Consider the following 15,807-nt stretch of genomic DNA (forward strand, 5'->3'; position numbering starts at 1 on the left):
GGTGTTGTTTTTTGAGTTTTAGGTTATAGGCTACTAACCACTGATCCCGCAGACGCATCACGTCGGGAGCGCGATCACCGCCGCCGGGGGCTATTCCCGGTTTTCTGCGCAAGACGCGCTACCTCGCCGAAGTCGGCAAAGGAGCGTGTACTGTGCGTACCCTGATCGGTGTCAACGACCCTCAAGCGGTCAAAAAGTGGGCATCGCTGATGGCTGTGGCCATCAACAAGGCGTCCTACTGGGCAAAGAAATTCGTCGGCGAGGGCAAAGACGCTCGCCTCCCCATCCAGCGCATCGATGACCTCGAATCCGGCGCTGGCGACGAAGTAACCGTCGACCTGCTCATGCCCCTGAGCATGGAGCCGCTGATCGGCGACGAGACGCTCGACGGCAAGGAGCAAAAGCTCAAGTACTTCACCGACCGCCTGCGCATCGACCAGGTGCGCGGTGGCGCGGACCTCGGCTCGCGCATGACGAAGAAGCGCACCCTGCGCAACCTTCGCCAGGACGCCAAGCGCGCCAGCACCGACTGGTGGAAGCGCCTGATGGACGAGCTGTACTTCATCTACCTGTCGGGCACGCGTGGCACCGGGGGCGGCATGCTGTGGAGCGCGGCGAACCCGATGTTCGACATCAACTCGCTGACCGCGCCTGACTCGATGCACATGATGTACGCCGGCGCGGCGACCTCGAAGGCATCGCTGGCCGCGACCGACACGTTCAAGCTGCGGCTGATCGACAAGGCGGTGGCCAAGGCCGAGACGATGGGTGGCGACGGTACCGATGAACTCTCGATGATCCCTGTGTCCATCGATGGCGGCGACCACTACATCGCGCTGATGCACACCTACCAGGCCGACGCCATGCGCCAAGACGCGGGCACCGGCGGCTGGCTCGACATCCAGAAGGCTGCGGCTGCTGCTGAAGGCGCGAAGAACCCGATCTTCACCGGCGCGATGGGCATGTACAACGACGTGGTGCTGCACAAGCACCGCAACGTGATTCGCTTCAACGACTACGGCGCGGGCGCGAACCTGCCGGCCGCACGTGCGCTGTTCCTGGGCTCGCAGGCCGCGTTGGTTGCCTACGGCGACAACGAAACCGGCACGCGCTTCCGCTGGACCGAGGAAACGAAGGACCACGGCAACAGCGTCGCCATCGGCACGCACGCAATCATGGGCGTGAAGAAGTCCACCTACAAGTCCAAGGACGGCCAGACCGTTCGCGACTTCGGTGTCATCGCGATGGACACCTACAACGCCGACCCGAACGCCCCCTGACCTGATGCCCCGGTGCAAGCCGGGGCGTTGCTCAAGGCTTTCCGCCCATCCCCTCATTCAGGAGCCCGAAATGGCAAAGATTCTTTCCGACGTGATGACCGGCAAACGGTCGGTCCCGCAACCCTACGACGCCACCGTCATTCAGGTGTCCGTGGCCATCGTGCTTCCGGCCGCACTGGCTGTGAACGATCTGCTTTCGCTCATCGAGCTGCCGCCCGGCGTGGATCTCGTCGACTACGACATCTTCGCGCCGCAGCTCGACTCGAATGCTGCGCCGACCAACACCTACTCCATCGGTTCCGAGAATGCAGCGGGCACCGACCTCGCAGTGGTCTACGAGACCGGCCTGACCGCCGGCCGTACTGCTACCGGGTCGGTGTCGCGCTGCACCGTTGCCGCCCAGCTGGCTTCCGACCGCAACACCGCTCGCAAGGTGTCGCTCAAGGTGACCGCCGCATTCGCCACGTACGCCGGCGCGGGGAAGTCCCTGCTCGCCATCTTCCACGTCAAGAGCTGATCGCGCCACCCCGGTTTGTGTGCAGGGGGCCGCAGCGGTGTGGCCCCCTTTTTCGTTCTCTTTCCCTCATTCAAGGAAGCAAGATGCATATCCACGCCTTCACCCGCAGCACCGAAACGCCCGTCAACCTCTTCGGCATCGATGTGCTGTTCAAGCTCAATGCCGTCGGCCATGCCGTCGCCGAGGTAACGGACGCGAGGGCAGCCGAGCGGCTGCTCTCCATCAAGGAGGCCTACCGCGAGTACCACCCGAGCACCGCCGATGCTGTGGTTGCTGCAGCGGCTCCTGTTGCCACCCCCGCGCCGGCGCCCGCCCCAGTCGCGCCAATTTCGGTCGAGCCCGACCCGGAGCCCGAAGTGCCGAAGGGCCACAGCTCCGACGCTTTCCCGCTCACCTTCGAGATCGCAGAAGGCAAGACCGTGACCATCGCCGAGATTCTGGCTGCCGCCCAGGCGCGCAGCGGGCTCGACGTCGAGGAATGGAACCTCAACGACGTGGAAGACCGCGACACGCTGATCGAGGCCGAGATCGACCTGCAGGTGCAAGCCGCTGCCCCCGCCGCGACGCCTGAAGGCGCCGCAACGCCGGTGCCGGCCATTTCGTTGGTGCTGAAAGCTGAAGACGGCACCACGGTCGATGTGGGCGCCATGTCGGCGAAGGACGTGCGCGCCTTCGCCGCGCAGAACGGCGTGGAGCTGCCCAGCGGCAACAGCACGAAAGTCGCCGACCTGCGGCTGATGGTCGTGCAGGCACTGACCAAGGCCTGATCCCATGCTCGCCAAGCAGATCCTCCGCAAAGCGCGTTTCCTCCTGAGCGACCCCGATGCGGTGCGCTGGTCGGACCCGGATCTGCTCGGCTGGCTCAACAGCGCGCAGCTCCAGATCGTCGCAGTGCGACCCGATGCGAAGGCCACGAAGGTAGATCACCCGCTGGCCCTCGGTGTCGAGCAGGTCATCCCTGCCAATGGCACCAAGCTGCTGGACGTCATCCGCAACACCTCGGGCCGCGCGGTGACGCTCATCAGCCGCGACCAGCTCAGCTCCTACGACCCGGACTGGTACACGTCGGCTCCCAGTGCGACCACCAAGCACTACACCTTCGACGAGAGCGATCCCAAGTCCTTCGAGGTGTTTCCGCCAGCGGCGGCCGGGGCGAAAGTGCGGCTGCTGTATGCGGCCATCCCCACCGACTGCGCCGACGTGGACAGCGCGATCGATCTCGATGCCATCTACGAGGGGCCGCTGATCGACTTCGTGTGCTACCGCGCTTGGGCGCAGGACAGCGACAACCCTGGCGACGCCGGCAACGCAGCGAACGCCATTTCGACGTTCATGCAGGCCCTGACCGGCAAGACCCAATCTGACCAGGCCACCCGGCCCGCGCGCAAATGAAGCTCTGGAATGCCTTCCTCCGCGATGTGCGCCCGTCGGCGCCCACCACGCCCGAGCCGGTGCTCGAGCACGCCATCCTGCGCGCGGCACAGGAGTTTTGCCAGCGCACGCGCGCGTGGGTGGTGGAGTTTGACCCGACGATCACATCGGCCGACGCGACCGAGTACGACATGGAGTTGCCAGCCGGCACAGAGCTTGTGCGCATCGAGAGCGCCAGCCTTGATGGTCACCCGTTCGCCGTGTGGAGGCGTGACGCCAAGGCCTCCGGCCGGTATGTCTTCACGCCCGATGGCCGAACGTTGCGCTTCTCGCAGCGGTCGACCGATGGCCAGAGCCTCGTGCTCACTTGCAGCGTGAAGCCAGGGGAGGGCGCCAAGGGTATCGATGACGTGGTGTTCGCTCGCTACGTCACGGTCATCGCGCTTGGCGCGGTGGCAGGCATCACCGGCGATGCGGCGAAGCAGGGCCGCTTCGAGGCCAAGTGCGACGACATCGTTTTCCAGCTCTGGAAGGGCAATGCCGCCACGCGGCAGCGCACCGAACCCAGCTTCTTCTAGCGAGATCCCGACCATGAGCAACATCCCAACTTGCGCCGTCCGGGCCGTCGTGCGCGATTCGGTAGGTGGCCAGCCCGTCGAAGGGGCCAAGGTCAGTGCACGTCTGTCGAGCTACGAGGTGTATCAAGGCTACGTGGTGCCGCATCTGGTGCAAGGCGTCACCGACGTGAACGGCGAGTGCATCCTGAACCTCTGGCCCAACCAGCTTGGGGCCGTGGAGTCGAACTACGCGGTCACAATCCTGGCACTCGGCAAGTCGCTCAAAACCTTCTGCGTGGTGCCAAGCGCACCAGCAGCGGAACTCAGCGACATCGCGGAGCTGCCACCCTACGACGGCCTGAACGACGGTTCCCTCATCATTGGCCAGGTGTTGGCGGCCTTGACTGCTGCGCAGGCCGCGCGCGACGTCGCGATCACGAAGGCCGGCGAGGCCGGCATTTCGGCGACTAACGCCGCCAACAGCGAGACGAACGCGGCCGCGAGCATGGCCAATGCGGCCACGAGCGAGACGAGTGCACTGGCCTCGAGAAATCGCGCTCAAGCCTGGGCCATCCAACTTGGCATGCCGGTCGAGGGCGGCGAATACAGCGCCAAGTACCACGCCCTCAAAGCTGCAGAGTCGGCCGCCAGCATTGCGGATGGTCCGGTCTACTCGTGGATCGGCCTGTTCGGCATCATCACGCAGGCGCAGGCGCGCACGGCGCTGAACATCGGGAATGTCCAGAACACGGCTGACATCGACAAGGTTGTCAGCACGCCCACGCGGGACGCGCTCAATCTGAAGCTCGACATCACAGCCGCGACGGATCTTCTTGCCAAGAAGGCCGATCTGGTGGGAGGCTTGATCCCTGCTTCGCAGCTTCCGAGCAGTGTCGACAACATGGACGAGTTTCCGACGCGGGCCGACTTTCCCGCTGTCGGCGTGAAGGAGCGCATCTACCTTGCGGTGAACGATGCGACGCCTGCGAACCCAACGCGGCAGTACCGATGGGCCGGAACAACCTACGCCGAAATCAATCCTTCGCCTGGCACCACCGATGCGCTGATCGAAGGGAGCGGCAACCTTTACTTCACGGCTGCGCGCGTCCGTGACACGGTGCTGGCCGGCCTGAGCCTCGTCGCCAACGCAGCCATCACGGCTTCCGACACGGTGGTGTCGGCATTGGGGAAACTGCAGAAGCAGGTCACGGACCTCATTGCGGCCGTGGGGTTGAAGGCAGACGCCGCGACGACCGTAACGAAAGACATGGCGACGGGGGCGGCCAACATTCCGGTCGGCACCACTGCACAGCGGCCAGTGAACGGGGCGGGAAAACTGCGCTTCAACTCATCGCTTGGCCGATGGGAAGGCAATACCGGCGCAGCTTGGGGTTCGCTTGGCGGCGCCTCGGGCGGTGGCACAGACGCCATCTTCTACGTGAGCGATGCCGTGATGACGGCCGACCATACCGTTGCTGCGGGGACCAACGAGGGGGTATTCGGGCCGCTCACCATCGCGCCAGGTGCGGTCCTTGAAATCTCTGCGGGCTCAACGCTCACCATCGTCTAAGGAGCGATATGTCCGTAAAAATCGACGGCAACGGCGAAATCATCGGCGCCACGAATACCGTGCCGACCGGCATGCCGCACATCTTCTTGCGAACGACCGTCCCGCCAGGGTGGATAGCGGCAAACGGCACCGTGGCGACCATCGGCAACGTCGGCAGCGGCGCAGCGCGCGCGAATGCCGACACGCTTGCCCTGTTCACCGAGTGGTGGAGGTATACCGACGCGCAGTTGCCCATCTTCACGAACGCGGGCGGCGCTTCGACACGCGGCGCCAGCGCGCAGGCCGACTGGCTTGCCGGCAAGCGCTTGAGCGTGTTCAACATCGCGGGGCGCTTCCTGCGCGCGGCGGGAACCATCAACACGTTGACATTCGTCAACGGCACGGCCTATGCCGACACATTCCGCTCGCACGATCACGGTATCGCCGGGCCGGGCACTTTTTCCGTGGGTGGCTCGGCGGAATACGCCCCCAATGTTGGCCGCAACAAGCTGTCTGAGGCGGTTGGTGCTGCCGAGACCGCGCCAGTAAGCCTGGCCGGCCTGGCGTGCGTGAAGCTCTAAAGGATCGACATGACCCTCAAACTTCAGTCGGATGCTGTAGGCGGCTCGATCCTCAACGAGGACGGCACCGTAGTCCTGAAGATCGATGCCGGTGGCAAGCTCGTGCTGCCGGGACTCAACCGGCGCAGTCGACGAAATCGCGCGTTGAACAGCAACTTCTGCAGGAACACGCGCAAGAAGACCGGTACCGTGGTGCTGGGCGCCGGCGCCTACGGCTTCGATATGTGGAAGGCCGGCGCGGCCGGCTGCACTTTCACCTTCTCGACCACAGGGCTCGACACCACCATCAACATCACGGTGGGCTCGCTCGTTCAAGTCATCATCGGCGAGAACGTGGTGGGCGGGAACTACGTGATGTCGTGGCTCGGCACCAGCCTGGGGAAGATCGGCGCGGGGTCTCCGACGGCATCCGTGGCGGCTGCCACCAATGTTGCCGCCGCCACGAATTTGAGCATCGAGTTCGGTGTTGGAACGCTCGGCCTTGTGCAGCTCGAAGAGGGAAAGGTGGTCAACGAGTACGACCGCAAGGACGTGGCCGAAGAGGTTCACGACCTCGGCTATTTCCTTGATACCAGCTACGTCGGCGTCGCTCCTGGCACGCCTGCTGCCGCCGAGGGGCGGCTCACGCGCCTCTCGTCTTCGACCTCGTCGTATGTCGAATTCGACATCGTTTTTACGCGCCGGATGTGGAAGAAGCCGACGACGTTCAACCTCTACAGCTACGCGGGTGGCGAGATTGATTCGATCTACAACGAAGCCAACGGCGCCGTCTACGCGGTGGCGAACGTTGGCCCCAATAACACGAGCCCACGGGGCGGCCAGTTCCAGGCGGCGACCGCGCCGACCGCAAGCACCGTTTGCTCGGCCCACTTTTTCGCCTCTTGCGAGCCCTGAAAGAAGAACATGGCATTGAAAAACGACTTCTATCAAGTGGGCCTTAGCGCGACGCCGGGCAACAACTTCGTTTTGCAAACCGATGCGGCGGGTGGCTTCAAGCTGTCTCGCGGCATTCTGGTGGTCGGGGTGCCAGTGACCTCGCAGGACATCCTGACGGCCGATGCGAGCGGCTACGTTGACTTCCTGCCGACGCCGTGGGTCACCTCTTCGCCGACCCCAACGCCTTCCGCTGGCGCTCTGGGCTCTGCGGTGGCCGCCCTCCGGCTTCGGAAGCAAGGGAAGACGGTTCAGTATCAACTGAGTGTAGACATCACGAGCGTAGGCACTGCAAGCGGAACAATTTCCATCCCCCTGCCGTATGTCGCTGCCACGATTGGTGTGCTTCGCGAATGGAACGGCGTCGGCCGTGAATCTCGACAGGTCGGGTATGGGGCGTTGTCCTGGGTGCAAAGTGGAACGAGCACGCTTTTTATCGCAACAGACAACCCCTTCAATAACAACCATTTGTTGAACGTGTCGGGCTCCTACGAGTCGGCGGCCTGAGCAATGAGCCGCATCGCACTGGCCAGTTTCAGCGGCGCCGTGAAGGCGCTGGAGCCGAAGCTGCTCGCCGACACCATCGGGGTGGAGTCCTTCAACCAGAAGCCCGGCCGCGGCGACTTGCGACCGTGGCGCACCCCGCTTGAGGTCTACACCGTGCCCGTGGGCACGAAGACGATCTATCGCATGGGCCGCGCCACACCGAGCGACGTGAACTACTGGTTGACCTGGCCGACGGCGGTGAACGCCATCCACGGGTTCATCAGCGGCGACACGACAGAGCGCACCTACTACACCGGCGACGGGCCGCCGAAGCAGACCAACAACACGATCGCGCTGGCCGCGAAGCCTTACCCGACCGCCTGGGCGCTGCTGGGCGTGCCGGCGCCCGCTCAGGCGCTGCTGGTCACGCCCAAGAACACGGGCGTGGCCAAGGACACCGAGATCCGCTACTACACCTACACCTACGTGACCACATTGGGTGAAGAGAGCGCGCCGGCGCCTGTCTCGGCGCAGGTCACCTGCAAGACCGATGACAAGCTCGACATCACGAACGTCGCAGCGCCGCCGGCCGGGAGCTACGGTATCAACCGCATCCGCTTCTATCGCACGCAGTCAGGCGCGGCGGGCGACACCGAGTTCTACTTCCTGCGTGAAGAAGTTGCGACGGTCACGTCGACCGTCGACGACAACCGCGCATTGGGCGAGGTGCTGCCAACGGATGGCTGGCTCCCGACGCCAGCGTCGCTCACCTGCCTCACGGCGATGTGGAACGGCATGGCGGCCGGCATCGTCGCGGAGGATGGCAGCGTGCGCTACTGCATCGCCTACAAACCCTACGCTTGGCCCATCGCCTACGAGACGCTGACGCCCAACTCGAAGGCGGTGGCGCTGGGGATCTACGGCCAGCGGCTCTTGATCTTGACCAATGGCAAGCCCATGCTCGTGTCGGGCTCGGGCCCGGACGCGCTGGACGAACAGCCACTGGAGATGTCACAGGCATGCGTCGCACCGCGCAGCGCCGTGGGCGTGGGCCACGGTGTGGTGTGGGCCTCGCCCGATGGCCTGGCGTACTTCGGTGAGGCGGGTGGCAAAGTGCTCACCGCGAACATCCTCACGGAAGACCAGTGGAAGGAGATGAACCCAGCCAGCGTCACGGGCGCGTTCTATAAGGGCGCGTACTTCGGCAGCTATCTCGACGCCGGTGGCGTGCGCCGTGGCTTCTTCATCGACCCGGTAAACCCGACGGGCATGTTTTTCCTCGAGCAGGGCTTCGAGACCATGTATTTCGATGAGTCACAGGGCCTGCTCTATGTGCTCGACGGCGCGAAGATCAAGAAATGGGACTTCGGCGCCGCGCTGATGACCGCGCGCTTTCGCAGCAAGGTGTTCACGGCGGTGGACCGTAACTACGTCGCCGCGCGCGTCGAGGCCGAGGCCTACCCCGTCACCGTGATGTTCGACGCCCTCGATCTGGATGCTCAGGCCATCGCCGGGCGACTGGCGGAGTCGCCAGCCCTTTTCACATCGCCCGCGGCGGGGGTGCTCCGGCACACGCGCGTGGTCACCGACCGCAAGCCCTTCAGGCTCCCCGGTAAGTTCGTGGCGCGTGCCCACCAGGTGGAAGTGCAAACCGAGAAGGCCGTGCAGTGGGTGATGGTGGCCACCAGCATGAAGGAACTGGCGGAGGCCCCGTAATGGCGACCGACAAGCGCAAAGACCTCCCACAGCCGAGCACGCCCAACTTCGATCAGCGGCTACGCGAAGCCATCATGAACATGTTGGGCCGGCAGGGCGACAAGCTCGACCGTGCCGTCACCGTGCGCGATCTTGTCGACGCTGGCGTGGTTCACCTCAATCCGAACTGGAACGGTGGCCTGACGCCACCGATTGCGGGCCCAGGCGCCGGCACCGGCGGAGGCAGTGCGCCGCCACCGATTCCCACTGGCTTCGATCTCGCAGGCGGCATCAGCAACGTCTTCATCAGCCACGACGAGCCGAAGTACAGGACCGGCGGCGGCCATCGGCGCACGCTCGTCTTCGGCATCGTTGTAGCGCCCGGCGATCCATTGCCGACCTTCGACAAGGCCCTGCCGCTGACCGAGTTCTCCGGCACGGTGTTCGCATATCCGTCAGCGCCGGCGACGACCTGGCGGATGTGGATCAAATGGCAGAGTGCGGCCGGGCAGACCTCGCTGCCGGCCGGTGGTGTCAACGGGCTCGAAGTCCGAACCGGCGAGGACGTACGGAAGCTGATCGACGCGCTCACCGGTGCGGCGGAAGACCCCAACTCGCCATACTCGAAGTTCGCGATCCGCGCAGACCTCTTCTACATCGCCAGCGAGGCTGGGCCCACCAACGCGGGCCTCTTCAGCGTGGTGACCACGCCCATCACCAACAACGGCGTGACCGTGCCGGTCGGGGTGTACATGGCGAACGCCTTCATCATGAACGGCACCATCACCAACGCCAAGATCGGCAACGCGGCCATCGATGACGCCAAAATCGCGAACCTGAGCGCGTCGAAGATCAAGGCGGGCGCCATCGCGGTGGGCGAGTACGTGCAGAGCACGGGGTTCGTGAGCGGCACCAACGGTGTCGGGTGGCGGATCGACGGCCTGGGCACCATCGAAGCCAGCAACGCGATCATTCGAGGCGCCATTCACGCGACGAGCGGGATGATCGGCGGCATCGTCATCACGAACAGCTACATCGCGTCGCCCAACTTCGATGGCACCAACGGGTTCTACCTGGGCGCCAATGGGCAGCTCGTGCTGCCTTCGGGCACGGTTACCACGGCCAAGCTCGCGGCCGGCGCGGTCACGGCCGACAAGATCAACGTGACCAACCTGGGTGCCGTCAGCGCGGAGATAGGCTTTCTGATTTCTCGATGGCCAGATGGCGGCTGGGTTGAGCGTGACGGCAACGGCGAGCGCGTGTACGGGCCTGGCGGCAATCTGCTGGTACGTGTGGGGCGCTGGTAATGGGATACGGGCTTCAGGTTTTGCGGCCCAACGGGGCGTTGGCCTTCGACGGGTCGGATTCGCTTTCGCGTTTTGTGGGCTCATTCAGCACGGGCGGCGCACCAAATGGGGCCGTGATCATGCCGCCTGGACGACTCTGGTTTTCCGCCTACGTGCTGAACACCGTCACTGCGCGTTTCATCCCCACCTTCTTCATCGACGGACTCGGGCGACTGGCGTGGAGCTCCGAGGGGTCACCGTGCCAGGACGCCTACGTGAACTATGGGATCTACTGATGGCTGAAGCTGGCCTCCAAGTGTTCAACAACAGCGGCATTCTTCAGATCGACTCGACATACCGCAACATGCGGCTCGTGGAAAAGGGGGTGCTCATGACTGGGCCGCCTTCTCCAGTTCCGCCGCCGCAGCTCATATGGGGCAGCGGCGTCCTGTGGGTCAGCCTCGTGAGTTCTGTGTTGGCTTGGCGGTGCGCCGCGCGCTGCACGCTCATCACATACGTCCCCTCCGCCGGCATCGCCCAATATGGCTTCTTTACCGAGTCTGCAGCTGCTGTCGAGTGGTGGCGATTTGATACCTCTCCGCCAGCGCCGTCGAACCACGGTCTCCAGGTCTTCAATCCGGCTGGCGCTCTGGTCTTCGACTCAGGCGATGTCTGCGCCAAGGTGCTCGACGTGTTCGAGTCACCTCTCGGCATTGATGGTGGTGCCCATGTTTACCCTGGGAAAAGGATTGCAGTCGTGCAGAACAACGCGGCGGGCATGTTGATCGGAGGCCCAGGGGCACCAGGAAGCGTGCAGCGATGGGCCTATACGGCATACATGCCAAACGATCCCACCGTGATCGTCGACTATCGGATCGTGGAAGCGCGAACGCAGGCGCCACCCTTCATGGGCACGCGCACGACGCCACACCCGAACTACATGGTCATGGACGTGACGGGCCTCTGATGCGCGAGAAAACCGCCAGGTCGTTGTAGCCGTTTCGGGACTGCCCACGCGCAGTCCGACCCCCCTTGTTTTGGCATATCGCGGTAGGCCCAATCCTTGGGATGACGCGCGAATTGCTCTCTGTGGCGCTGGCACGGCGGATTGGGCTTCAGCTCACGCCGGAGCTTGCGTGCGCCATTGCGCAAGAGGCGAACAGCGAGCCGGATTTGACCGTGAACCCGGCTCAGTTTCAGCCCGAGGCGTGGCGCGGCCACACGCTCCAATGCGAAACGCTGCACGCCGCCGGCGAGCCGTTGCGTGAGCACCGGCAGAGCTTCCTTCGAGAGGTTCACGCCGGCAGGCCAGCGAACACCGACTGGGGCAGGTTGCTGGTGCTCCAGCGCCGAGGTGCGCATGTCACGTTCACTGCGCGGGAGACCGACTCCGCCAAGCTGGTTGCGAGTCTGTGGCTGTTCATCGAATGGAACATCGACACCGGCGCATGCATGGCGACCGATGACTTGTTCTACGTGGTGCCTGCGAGCCGCGGCGGCATGCTGGCAGCCCGACTGTGGCGCTACGCGGAACAGGCGATGTTCTCCTATGGCGTGCGCGAAGCCGTCTTCCATTCGCGACTCGATAACGGAGCTGTGCGCCTGGCGCGCTTCCTCGGCTACCGACCCGTTTCAACCAGGGTTACGAAGACCCACATCGGCGACTGCGTTGCCGATCTGCCCACGCGGCACAAGGAGGTCTTCGATGATTCCATCGCTTGAGCGCCGGCACAGTGCTGGCTATCAGCTCACGCCCATGGGTGGCGGGGGCGGAGGTGGGGGCGCCAACAGTCAGGCCCAAGCCATGACCGCCATGATGCAGGCTCAGATGTCGCAGGAGCAGCTGAACTGGGCGAAGCAGATGTACGCGCAGGAGGCGCCAGAGCGAGAAGCGGCGCAGCGCGTCGCAAGCGAAACATCTGCGGCGAGCATGGATCAGATGCGGCTGCAGACCAAGATCCAGCAGCAGTCGTGGGACGACTACAACCAGACCTACCGGCCGCTGGAGCAGAGTCTCGTCAAGGAGGCTCAGGAATACGACACACCGGAGCGCCGCGCGGCGGCTGCAGCATCAGCATCCGCCGACGTCGAGCGCGGGGTTTCCGCACAGCGCGAAGCCACCGCGCGCGAGATGGAGCGCGCCGGCGTGAACCCTGCGAGCGGCAAGGTCGTTGCGATGGCGGGGAGCATGGACTTGGGGGCGGCGAAGGCGAAGGCCGGCGCAGCCAATCAAGCCTCGAAAGCTATCGAGACTGTCGGCTACGCCCGCAAGATGGATGCGGCCAACCTTGGCCGGAACATCGCTAGTGCGCAGGGCACGAGCGCTGCGCTTGGCCTGCAGGCAGGCGCTGCCGCTAACTCCGCAAGCGGCGCCGGCATTGCTGCGGGTCAGGCGGGAGTGGCGGGGATGAACGCTGCTTACGCTGGTGCACAGCAGGGCCTTGCGGGCTCCGGTCAGCAGTACGGAAACATCGCCTCGTCACAGAACGCAGCGGCCGCCAGAGCCAACTCCAACCTGCAGCAAGGTGTTGGCGGGGTCATGACGATTGCAGGGGCGGTGATCTGATGATGAACCTCCCCGCGGTGGAAGCTGCGACCCCCGAGGTGCTGGCGCGCGGCATCAAGGTATTCAACGGCGCATTGTTCGGCGCCGACGAGCGGGAGCACGTCGATGTGCTGCTCGAAGTGCTGGACCCGCCAGCCAACGCCATGCTGATCGACGCCGGATGCGGCGTGGGCGAGATGGCTCGGCTCATGTGCGAGCGTCGGCCCGATCTGGATTTTCTGCTGGTGAACCTGAGCGCGGCGCAGCTTGATCTGTGCCCGCCAATGTTTCACCGCTTGGTTGCCGACTTCGACGACCTGGCCGGTGTCCCCGACGGTTCGGCCGACGCGATCATCTTCAGCTTCGCGATCTGCCATTCGCCGGACTGGTCGAAGACGCTGGCAGAGGCGCGCCGCGTGCTGAAGACCGATGGCGTGCTGCTCATCAACGACATGGCCCGCCTCGCTGGCGTCAACGAGCGCTTCGAGGCAGTGCTCGGTGCGCGGGCGCACGAGCCCGAAGCCATCGAGGCATGGGCTCGGGTGGCCGGCTTCCGACTGGACGTGGCCATCGCGCCCGGCGTTCAGGTTGATCGCATGGCCGAGCTGCTGGCCGCCGATGGGATCGATGGCAGCCTCATGGTCGACGTCATTCCGACGATCTGGCGCTTCACTGCGCTTGCTCCGGCGGATGCGGTGTGGGCGCGTCATGCGGGCCGCATCGCGTTCCAGTTCAGCGGTGGGCGCGACTCCACGGCCGCGCTCTACCTGCTGCGCGACCGGTGGGCGCAGATGGTGATCTATCACCTCGACACCGGCGACCAGTTCCCGGAAACGCGCGCCGTGGTTGCCCAGGTCGAGGCCGATCTGCTGCGCGCGGGCGTGGTGCTGCAGCGCATCGTCTCGGATGTCCAGCAGGTGCGAGAGACGCATGGGTATCCCGTCGACCTAGTTCCGGTGGACAACACCGACTTCGGCCGGCTGGTCAGCGGCGCCGCACTCCACCTCACCGGCCGCTACGAATGCTGCGCCAGAGCGCTCATGGTGCCGATGCACGCCCGCATGGTCGAGGACGGCATCACGCTGATCGTGCGCGGCCAGCGCGACGACGAATACGCCACACCGCCGCTGCGCAGCGGTGCGAAGGCGGAAGGCTTCGAGTTCCTCTACCCGGTGCAGTCGTGGGACAGCGCCGCAGTCGATGACTACCTCCAGTCGCAGCGGCTGCCCGTGGCCGCCTTCTACGCTGCCGGCACGCGCCGCGCGCCCGAATGCATGGGATGCACGGCGTGGTGGGACGAGGGCCGCGCACGCTACATGCGCCAGCACCACCCAGAGCAGCACCGCATGGTGATGCTGCGGATGGCCGACATCAAGAACGCCATCGGCACTCAGCTTGCCTGGCTCAACAGCGAATTGGAGGCCTGACATGGCTGATGGATGGGGTGCTGCTCTTCAAGCAGGCGTCAACGGCTACTTCCGTGGCGCGCAAATGACCGAGGACGCTCAGGACCGGAAGGACGAGAAGGCGTGGCGCGATGAGCAGCGTGCAGCCATGCGTCAGCAGCTGCAGGATCAGCAGGCGGAGCGCACAGCGCTGAAGGACGCCGGCCGGCCCATCGCGCTGGTCGAAGGGGCGGGCGGGGCGGTCAAGCCGCCGGAGATGGACAACCGCGACGTTGGGCTACCGGAAAACGCGGCGCTGCCGAATCAGGGCCTGCAGCAGGGAGGCTTCATCGTTGCCGGCAAGTCCTTCGGAGATCGCGGATCGGCCGAAGCCGAGGTGACACGGCAGAACTCCCCGGAGGCCGTGAACCAACGCGCTGTGCAGGCCTATCGAGGATTGGGACAGCACGACAAGGCGATGGCGTTGGAGCAGAGCACTCGTGCCGCCGAGCTGCAGAACATGCAGCTCGCGGATCAGCGCTGGAAGCGCGACCTCGGCAAGGCGATGCGCGGTGGGCATGCTGGCTTGGCACAGCTCGCGACCGGCTCGGAGGCTGGCGCGATGGCGGGCATGAAGGTGTCCGTGGTGCCGAGCGCGGACGGCAAGACCGTGACCTACGCAGCCCTGGACAAGGACGGCAAGGCCAGTCCGATTCCCGGATTACCGGCTTTCTCCAACGATCAGAACGGCCTTGTGCAGGCCGCGTGGATGCTCGACCAGACGATCACGCCCGAAGCTCGCATGGCGCACTACACCACGGAGAAGAACCGCGAAGAAGACCGAGGCGACAAGAAGGAGAACCGCGACGAAACCAAGCGCCACAACATGGCTATGGAAGGGCTCGCGGGCCGAAAGATCGACATGCGAGGCGCGGGCGGTGGTGGCAAAGCGGCTGGCGCGGACGGTGCAGAACCCTTCAATCCGCTCGGCAATTTCGATGTGAAGAAGGCACGTGCGGTAGCGATGGAACAGGCCAGCAAGGCGGCCGAGAACTCGGCCGTGTCCGGCAAGCCCATGTCCCCGAAAGAGCAAGCCAAGATCGCACAGGATGTCTACCAACAGATGGAAGACGCGGCTTCCCGCGAGAACTCCAATCGACATGTTCAACAGACGGTCTCAAGGGAGCTTCGCACTGCCGGATCCAACCCTGCGCAATACGCCGCGAGCTACGACAAGGCGCAGAAGCTCGGGTTGACGCCTGAGGCGCTGGATGCATGGGGGTTCAAGCCTCCCGGCGCGGCGCCAGGCGCCAAGCCCTCGGCGCCGATGGCCGCAGCTGGCCGGCCTGTCGCGCCGCCTGCACAGGCGCCGATCCGGCAGCCTGTACCCCAGTCTCCTGCTGATGACGCCGGTAGTCGGGTTGACGCCGCGCGCGCCAACCTGGCCGCCTTGCGCAGCCGACCCGCCCCCGGGCTTGCCGCTGGCCAACAGGCTCGCGAAGCATACGCCGCACAGCTCGATCAAGCGCGGGCCGCAGTGGCTCAAGCGGAATCCGAATACCAGAGCGCGCTGCCGCCCGAGGCAACCGCCGCATTTGTTCGCCCATCCAGATAAGGTCCTC

At 64.9% G+C, this 15,807-nt stretch carries 17 protein-coding genes; all 17 read left to right on the plus strand.

Annotation, left to right across the window (positions count from 1 at the left end):
- The first annotated feature begins 152 nt into the window (after window positions 1-152).
- The 17 genes from H7F35_RS23160 to H7F35_RS23240 all read left to right on the plus strand — a co-directional run bounded on the left by H7F35_RS23160 (window position 153) and on the right by H7F35_RS23240 (window position 15,800).
- On the plus strand, window positions 153-1,280 hold the full coding sequence (locus H7F35_RS23160) for a N4-gp56 family major capsid protein (protein WP_222621963.1): 1,128 nt from the start codon (window positions 153-155) through the stop codon (window positions 1,278-1,280).
- A 70-nt stretch (window positions 1,281-1,350) separates the two neighbouring features.
- A complete protein-coding gene (locus tag H7F35_RS23165; RefSeq protein WP_187108914.1) occupies window positions 1,351-1,797 on the plus strand; it encodes a hypothetical protein in 447 nt (148 codons plus the stop codon).
- Window positions 1,798-1,880: 83 nt separating this feature from the next.
- Complete coding sequence (locus tag H7F35_RS23170) at window positions 1,881-2,564, plus strand: hypothetical protein (RefSeq protein WP_187108915.1); 684 nt, start codon at window positions 1,881-1,883, stop codon at window positions 2,562-2,564.
- Between the two features lie 4 nt (window positions 2,565-2,568).
- Window positions 2,569-3,189 (plus strand): DUF6682 family protein, encoded by a 621-nt coding sequence (locus H7F35_RS23175; RefSeq protein WP_187108916.1) that lies wholly within the window; start codon window positions 2,569-2,571, stop codon window positions 3,187-3,189.
- On the plus strand, window positions 3,186-3,746 hold the full coding sequence (locus H7F35_RS23180) for a hypothetical protein (RefSeq protein WP_187108917.1): 561 nt from the start codon (window positions 3,186-3,188) through the stop codon (window positions 3,744-3,746). The genes H7F35_RS23175 and H7F35_RS23180 overlap by 4 nt, the downstream gene beginning before the upstream one ends.
- Before the next feature lie 13 nt (window positions 3,747-3,759).
- On the plus strand, window positions 3,760-5,295 hold the full coding sequence (locus tag H7F35_RS23185) for a hypothetical protein (protein ID WP_187108918.1): 1,536 nt from the start codon (window positions 3,760-3,762) through the stop codon (window positions 5,293-5,295).
- Between the two features lie 8 nt (window positions 5,296-5,303).
- Window positions 5,304-5,855 carry a hypothetical protein gene (locus H7F35_RS23190; protein WP_187108919.1) on the plus strand — a complete coding sequence of 184 codons (552 nt, stop codon included), beginning with the start codon at window positions 5,304-5,306 and terminating at the stop codon, window positions 5,853-5,855.
- 9 nt (window positions 5,856-5,864) lie between these two features.
- Window positions 5,865-6,749: a hypothetical protein gene (locus H7F35_RS23195; protein ID WP_187108920.1), complete on the plus strand. Its 885-nt coding sequence runs from the start codon at window positions 5,865-5,867 to the stop codon at window positions 6,747-6,749.
- 9 nt (window positions 6,750-6,758) lie between these two features.
- Entirely contained in the window at window positions 6,759-7,295 is a 537-nt protein-coding gene (locus tag H7F35_RS23200; protein ID WP_187108921.1) for a hypothetical protein, read from the plus strand.
- 3 nt (window positions 7,296-7,298) lie between these two features.
- On the plus strand, window positions 7,299-8,990 hold the full coding sequence (locus H7F35_RS23205) for a hypothetical protein (RefSeq protein ID WP_187108922.1): 1,692 nt from the start codon (window positions 7,299-7,301) through the stop codon (window positions 8,988-8,990).
- Complete coding sequence (locus tag H7F35_RS23210) at window positions 8,990-10,276, plus strand: hypothetical protein (RefSeq protein ID WP_187108923.1); 1,287 nt, start codon at window positions 8,990-8,992, stop codon at window positions 10,274-10,276. The genes H7F35_RS23205 and H7F35_RS23210 overlap by 1 nt, the downstream gene beginning before the upstream one ends.
- A gap of 119 nt (window positions 10,277-10,395) precedes the next feature.
- Window positions 10,396-10,551, plus strand: a complete 156-nt coding sequence (locus H7F35_RS23215) for a hypothetical protein (RefSeq protein ID WP_187108924.1) — start codon at window positions 10,396-10,398, stop codon at window positions 10,549-10,551.
- A complete protein-coding gene (locus H7F35_RS23220; protein WP_187108925.1) occupies window positions 10,551-11,222 on the plus strand; it encodes a hypothetical protein in 672 nt (223 codons plus the stop codon). Before H7F35_RS23215 ends, H7F35_RS23220 begins: the two co-directional genes overlap by 1 nt.
- A 101-nt stretch (window positions 11,223-11,323) precedes the next feature.
- Window positions 11,324-11,977 (plus strand): GNAT family N-acetyltransferase, encoded by a 654-nt coding sequence (locus H7F35_RS23225; protein WP_187108926.1) that lies wholly within the window; start codon window positions 11,324-11,326, stop codon window positions 11,975-11,977.
- Between the two features lie 82 nt (window positions 11,978-12,059).
- Window positions 12,060-12,821, plus strand: coding sequence for a hypothetical protein (locus tag H7F35_RS23230; protein ID WP_187108927.1), 762 nt, complete (start codon window positions 12,060-12,062; stop codon window positions 12,819-12,821).
- Window positions 12,821-14,227: a methyltransferase domain-containing protein gene (locus H7F35_RS23235; protein WP_187108928.1), complete on the plus strand. Its 1,407-nt coding sequence runs from the start codon at window positions 12,821-12,823 to the stop codon at window positions 14,225-14,227. Before H7F35_RS23230 ends, H7F35_RS23235 begins: the two co-directional genes overlap by 1 nt.
- Before the next feature lies 1 nt (window position 14,228).
- Window positions 14,229-15,800 carry a hypothetical protein gene (locus tag H7F35_RS23240; protein ID WP_187108929.1) on the plus strand — a complete coding sequence of 524 codons (1,572 nt, stop codon included), beginning with the start codon at window positions 14,229-14,231 and terminating at the stop codon, window positions 15,798-15,800.
- Window positions 15,801-15,807: the final 7 nt, after the last annotated feature.

Source organism: Variovorax sp. PAMC26660, assembly GCF_014302995.1.
In the GTDB taxonomy this organism is placed as follows: Bacteria; Pseudomonadota; Gammaproteobacteria; order Burkholderiales; family Burkholderiaceae_C; genus Variovorax.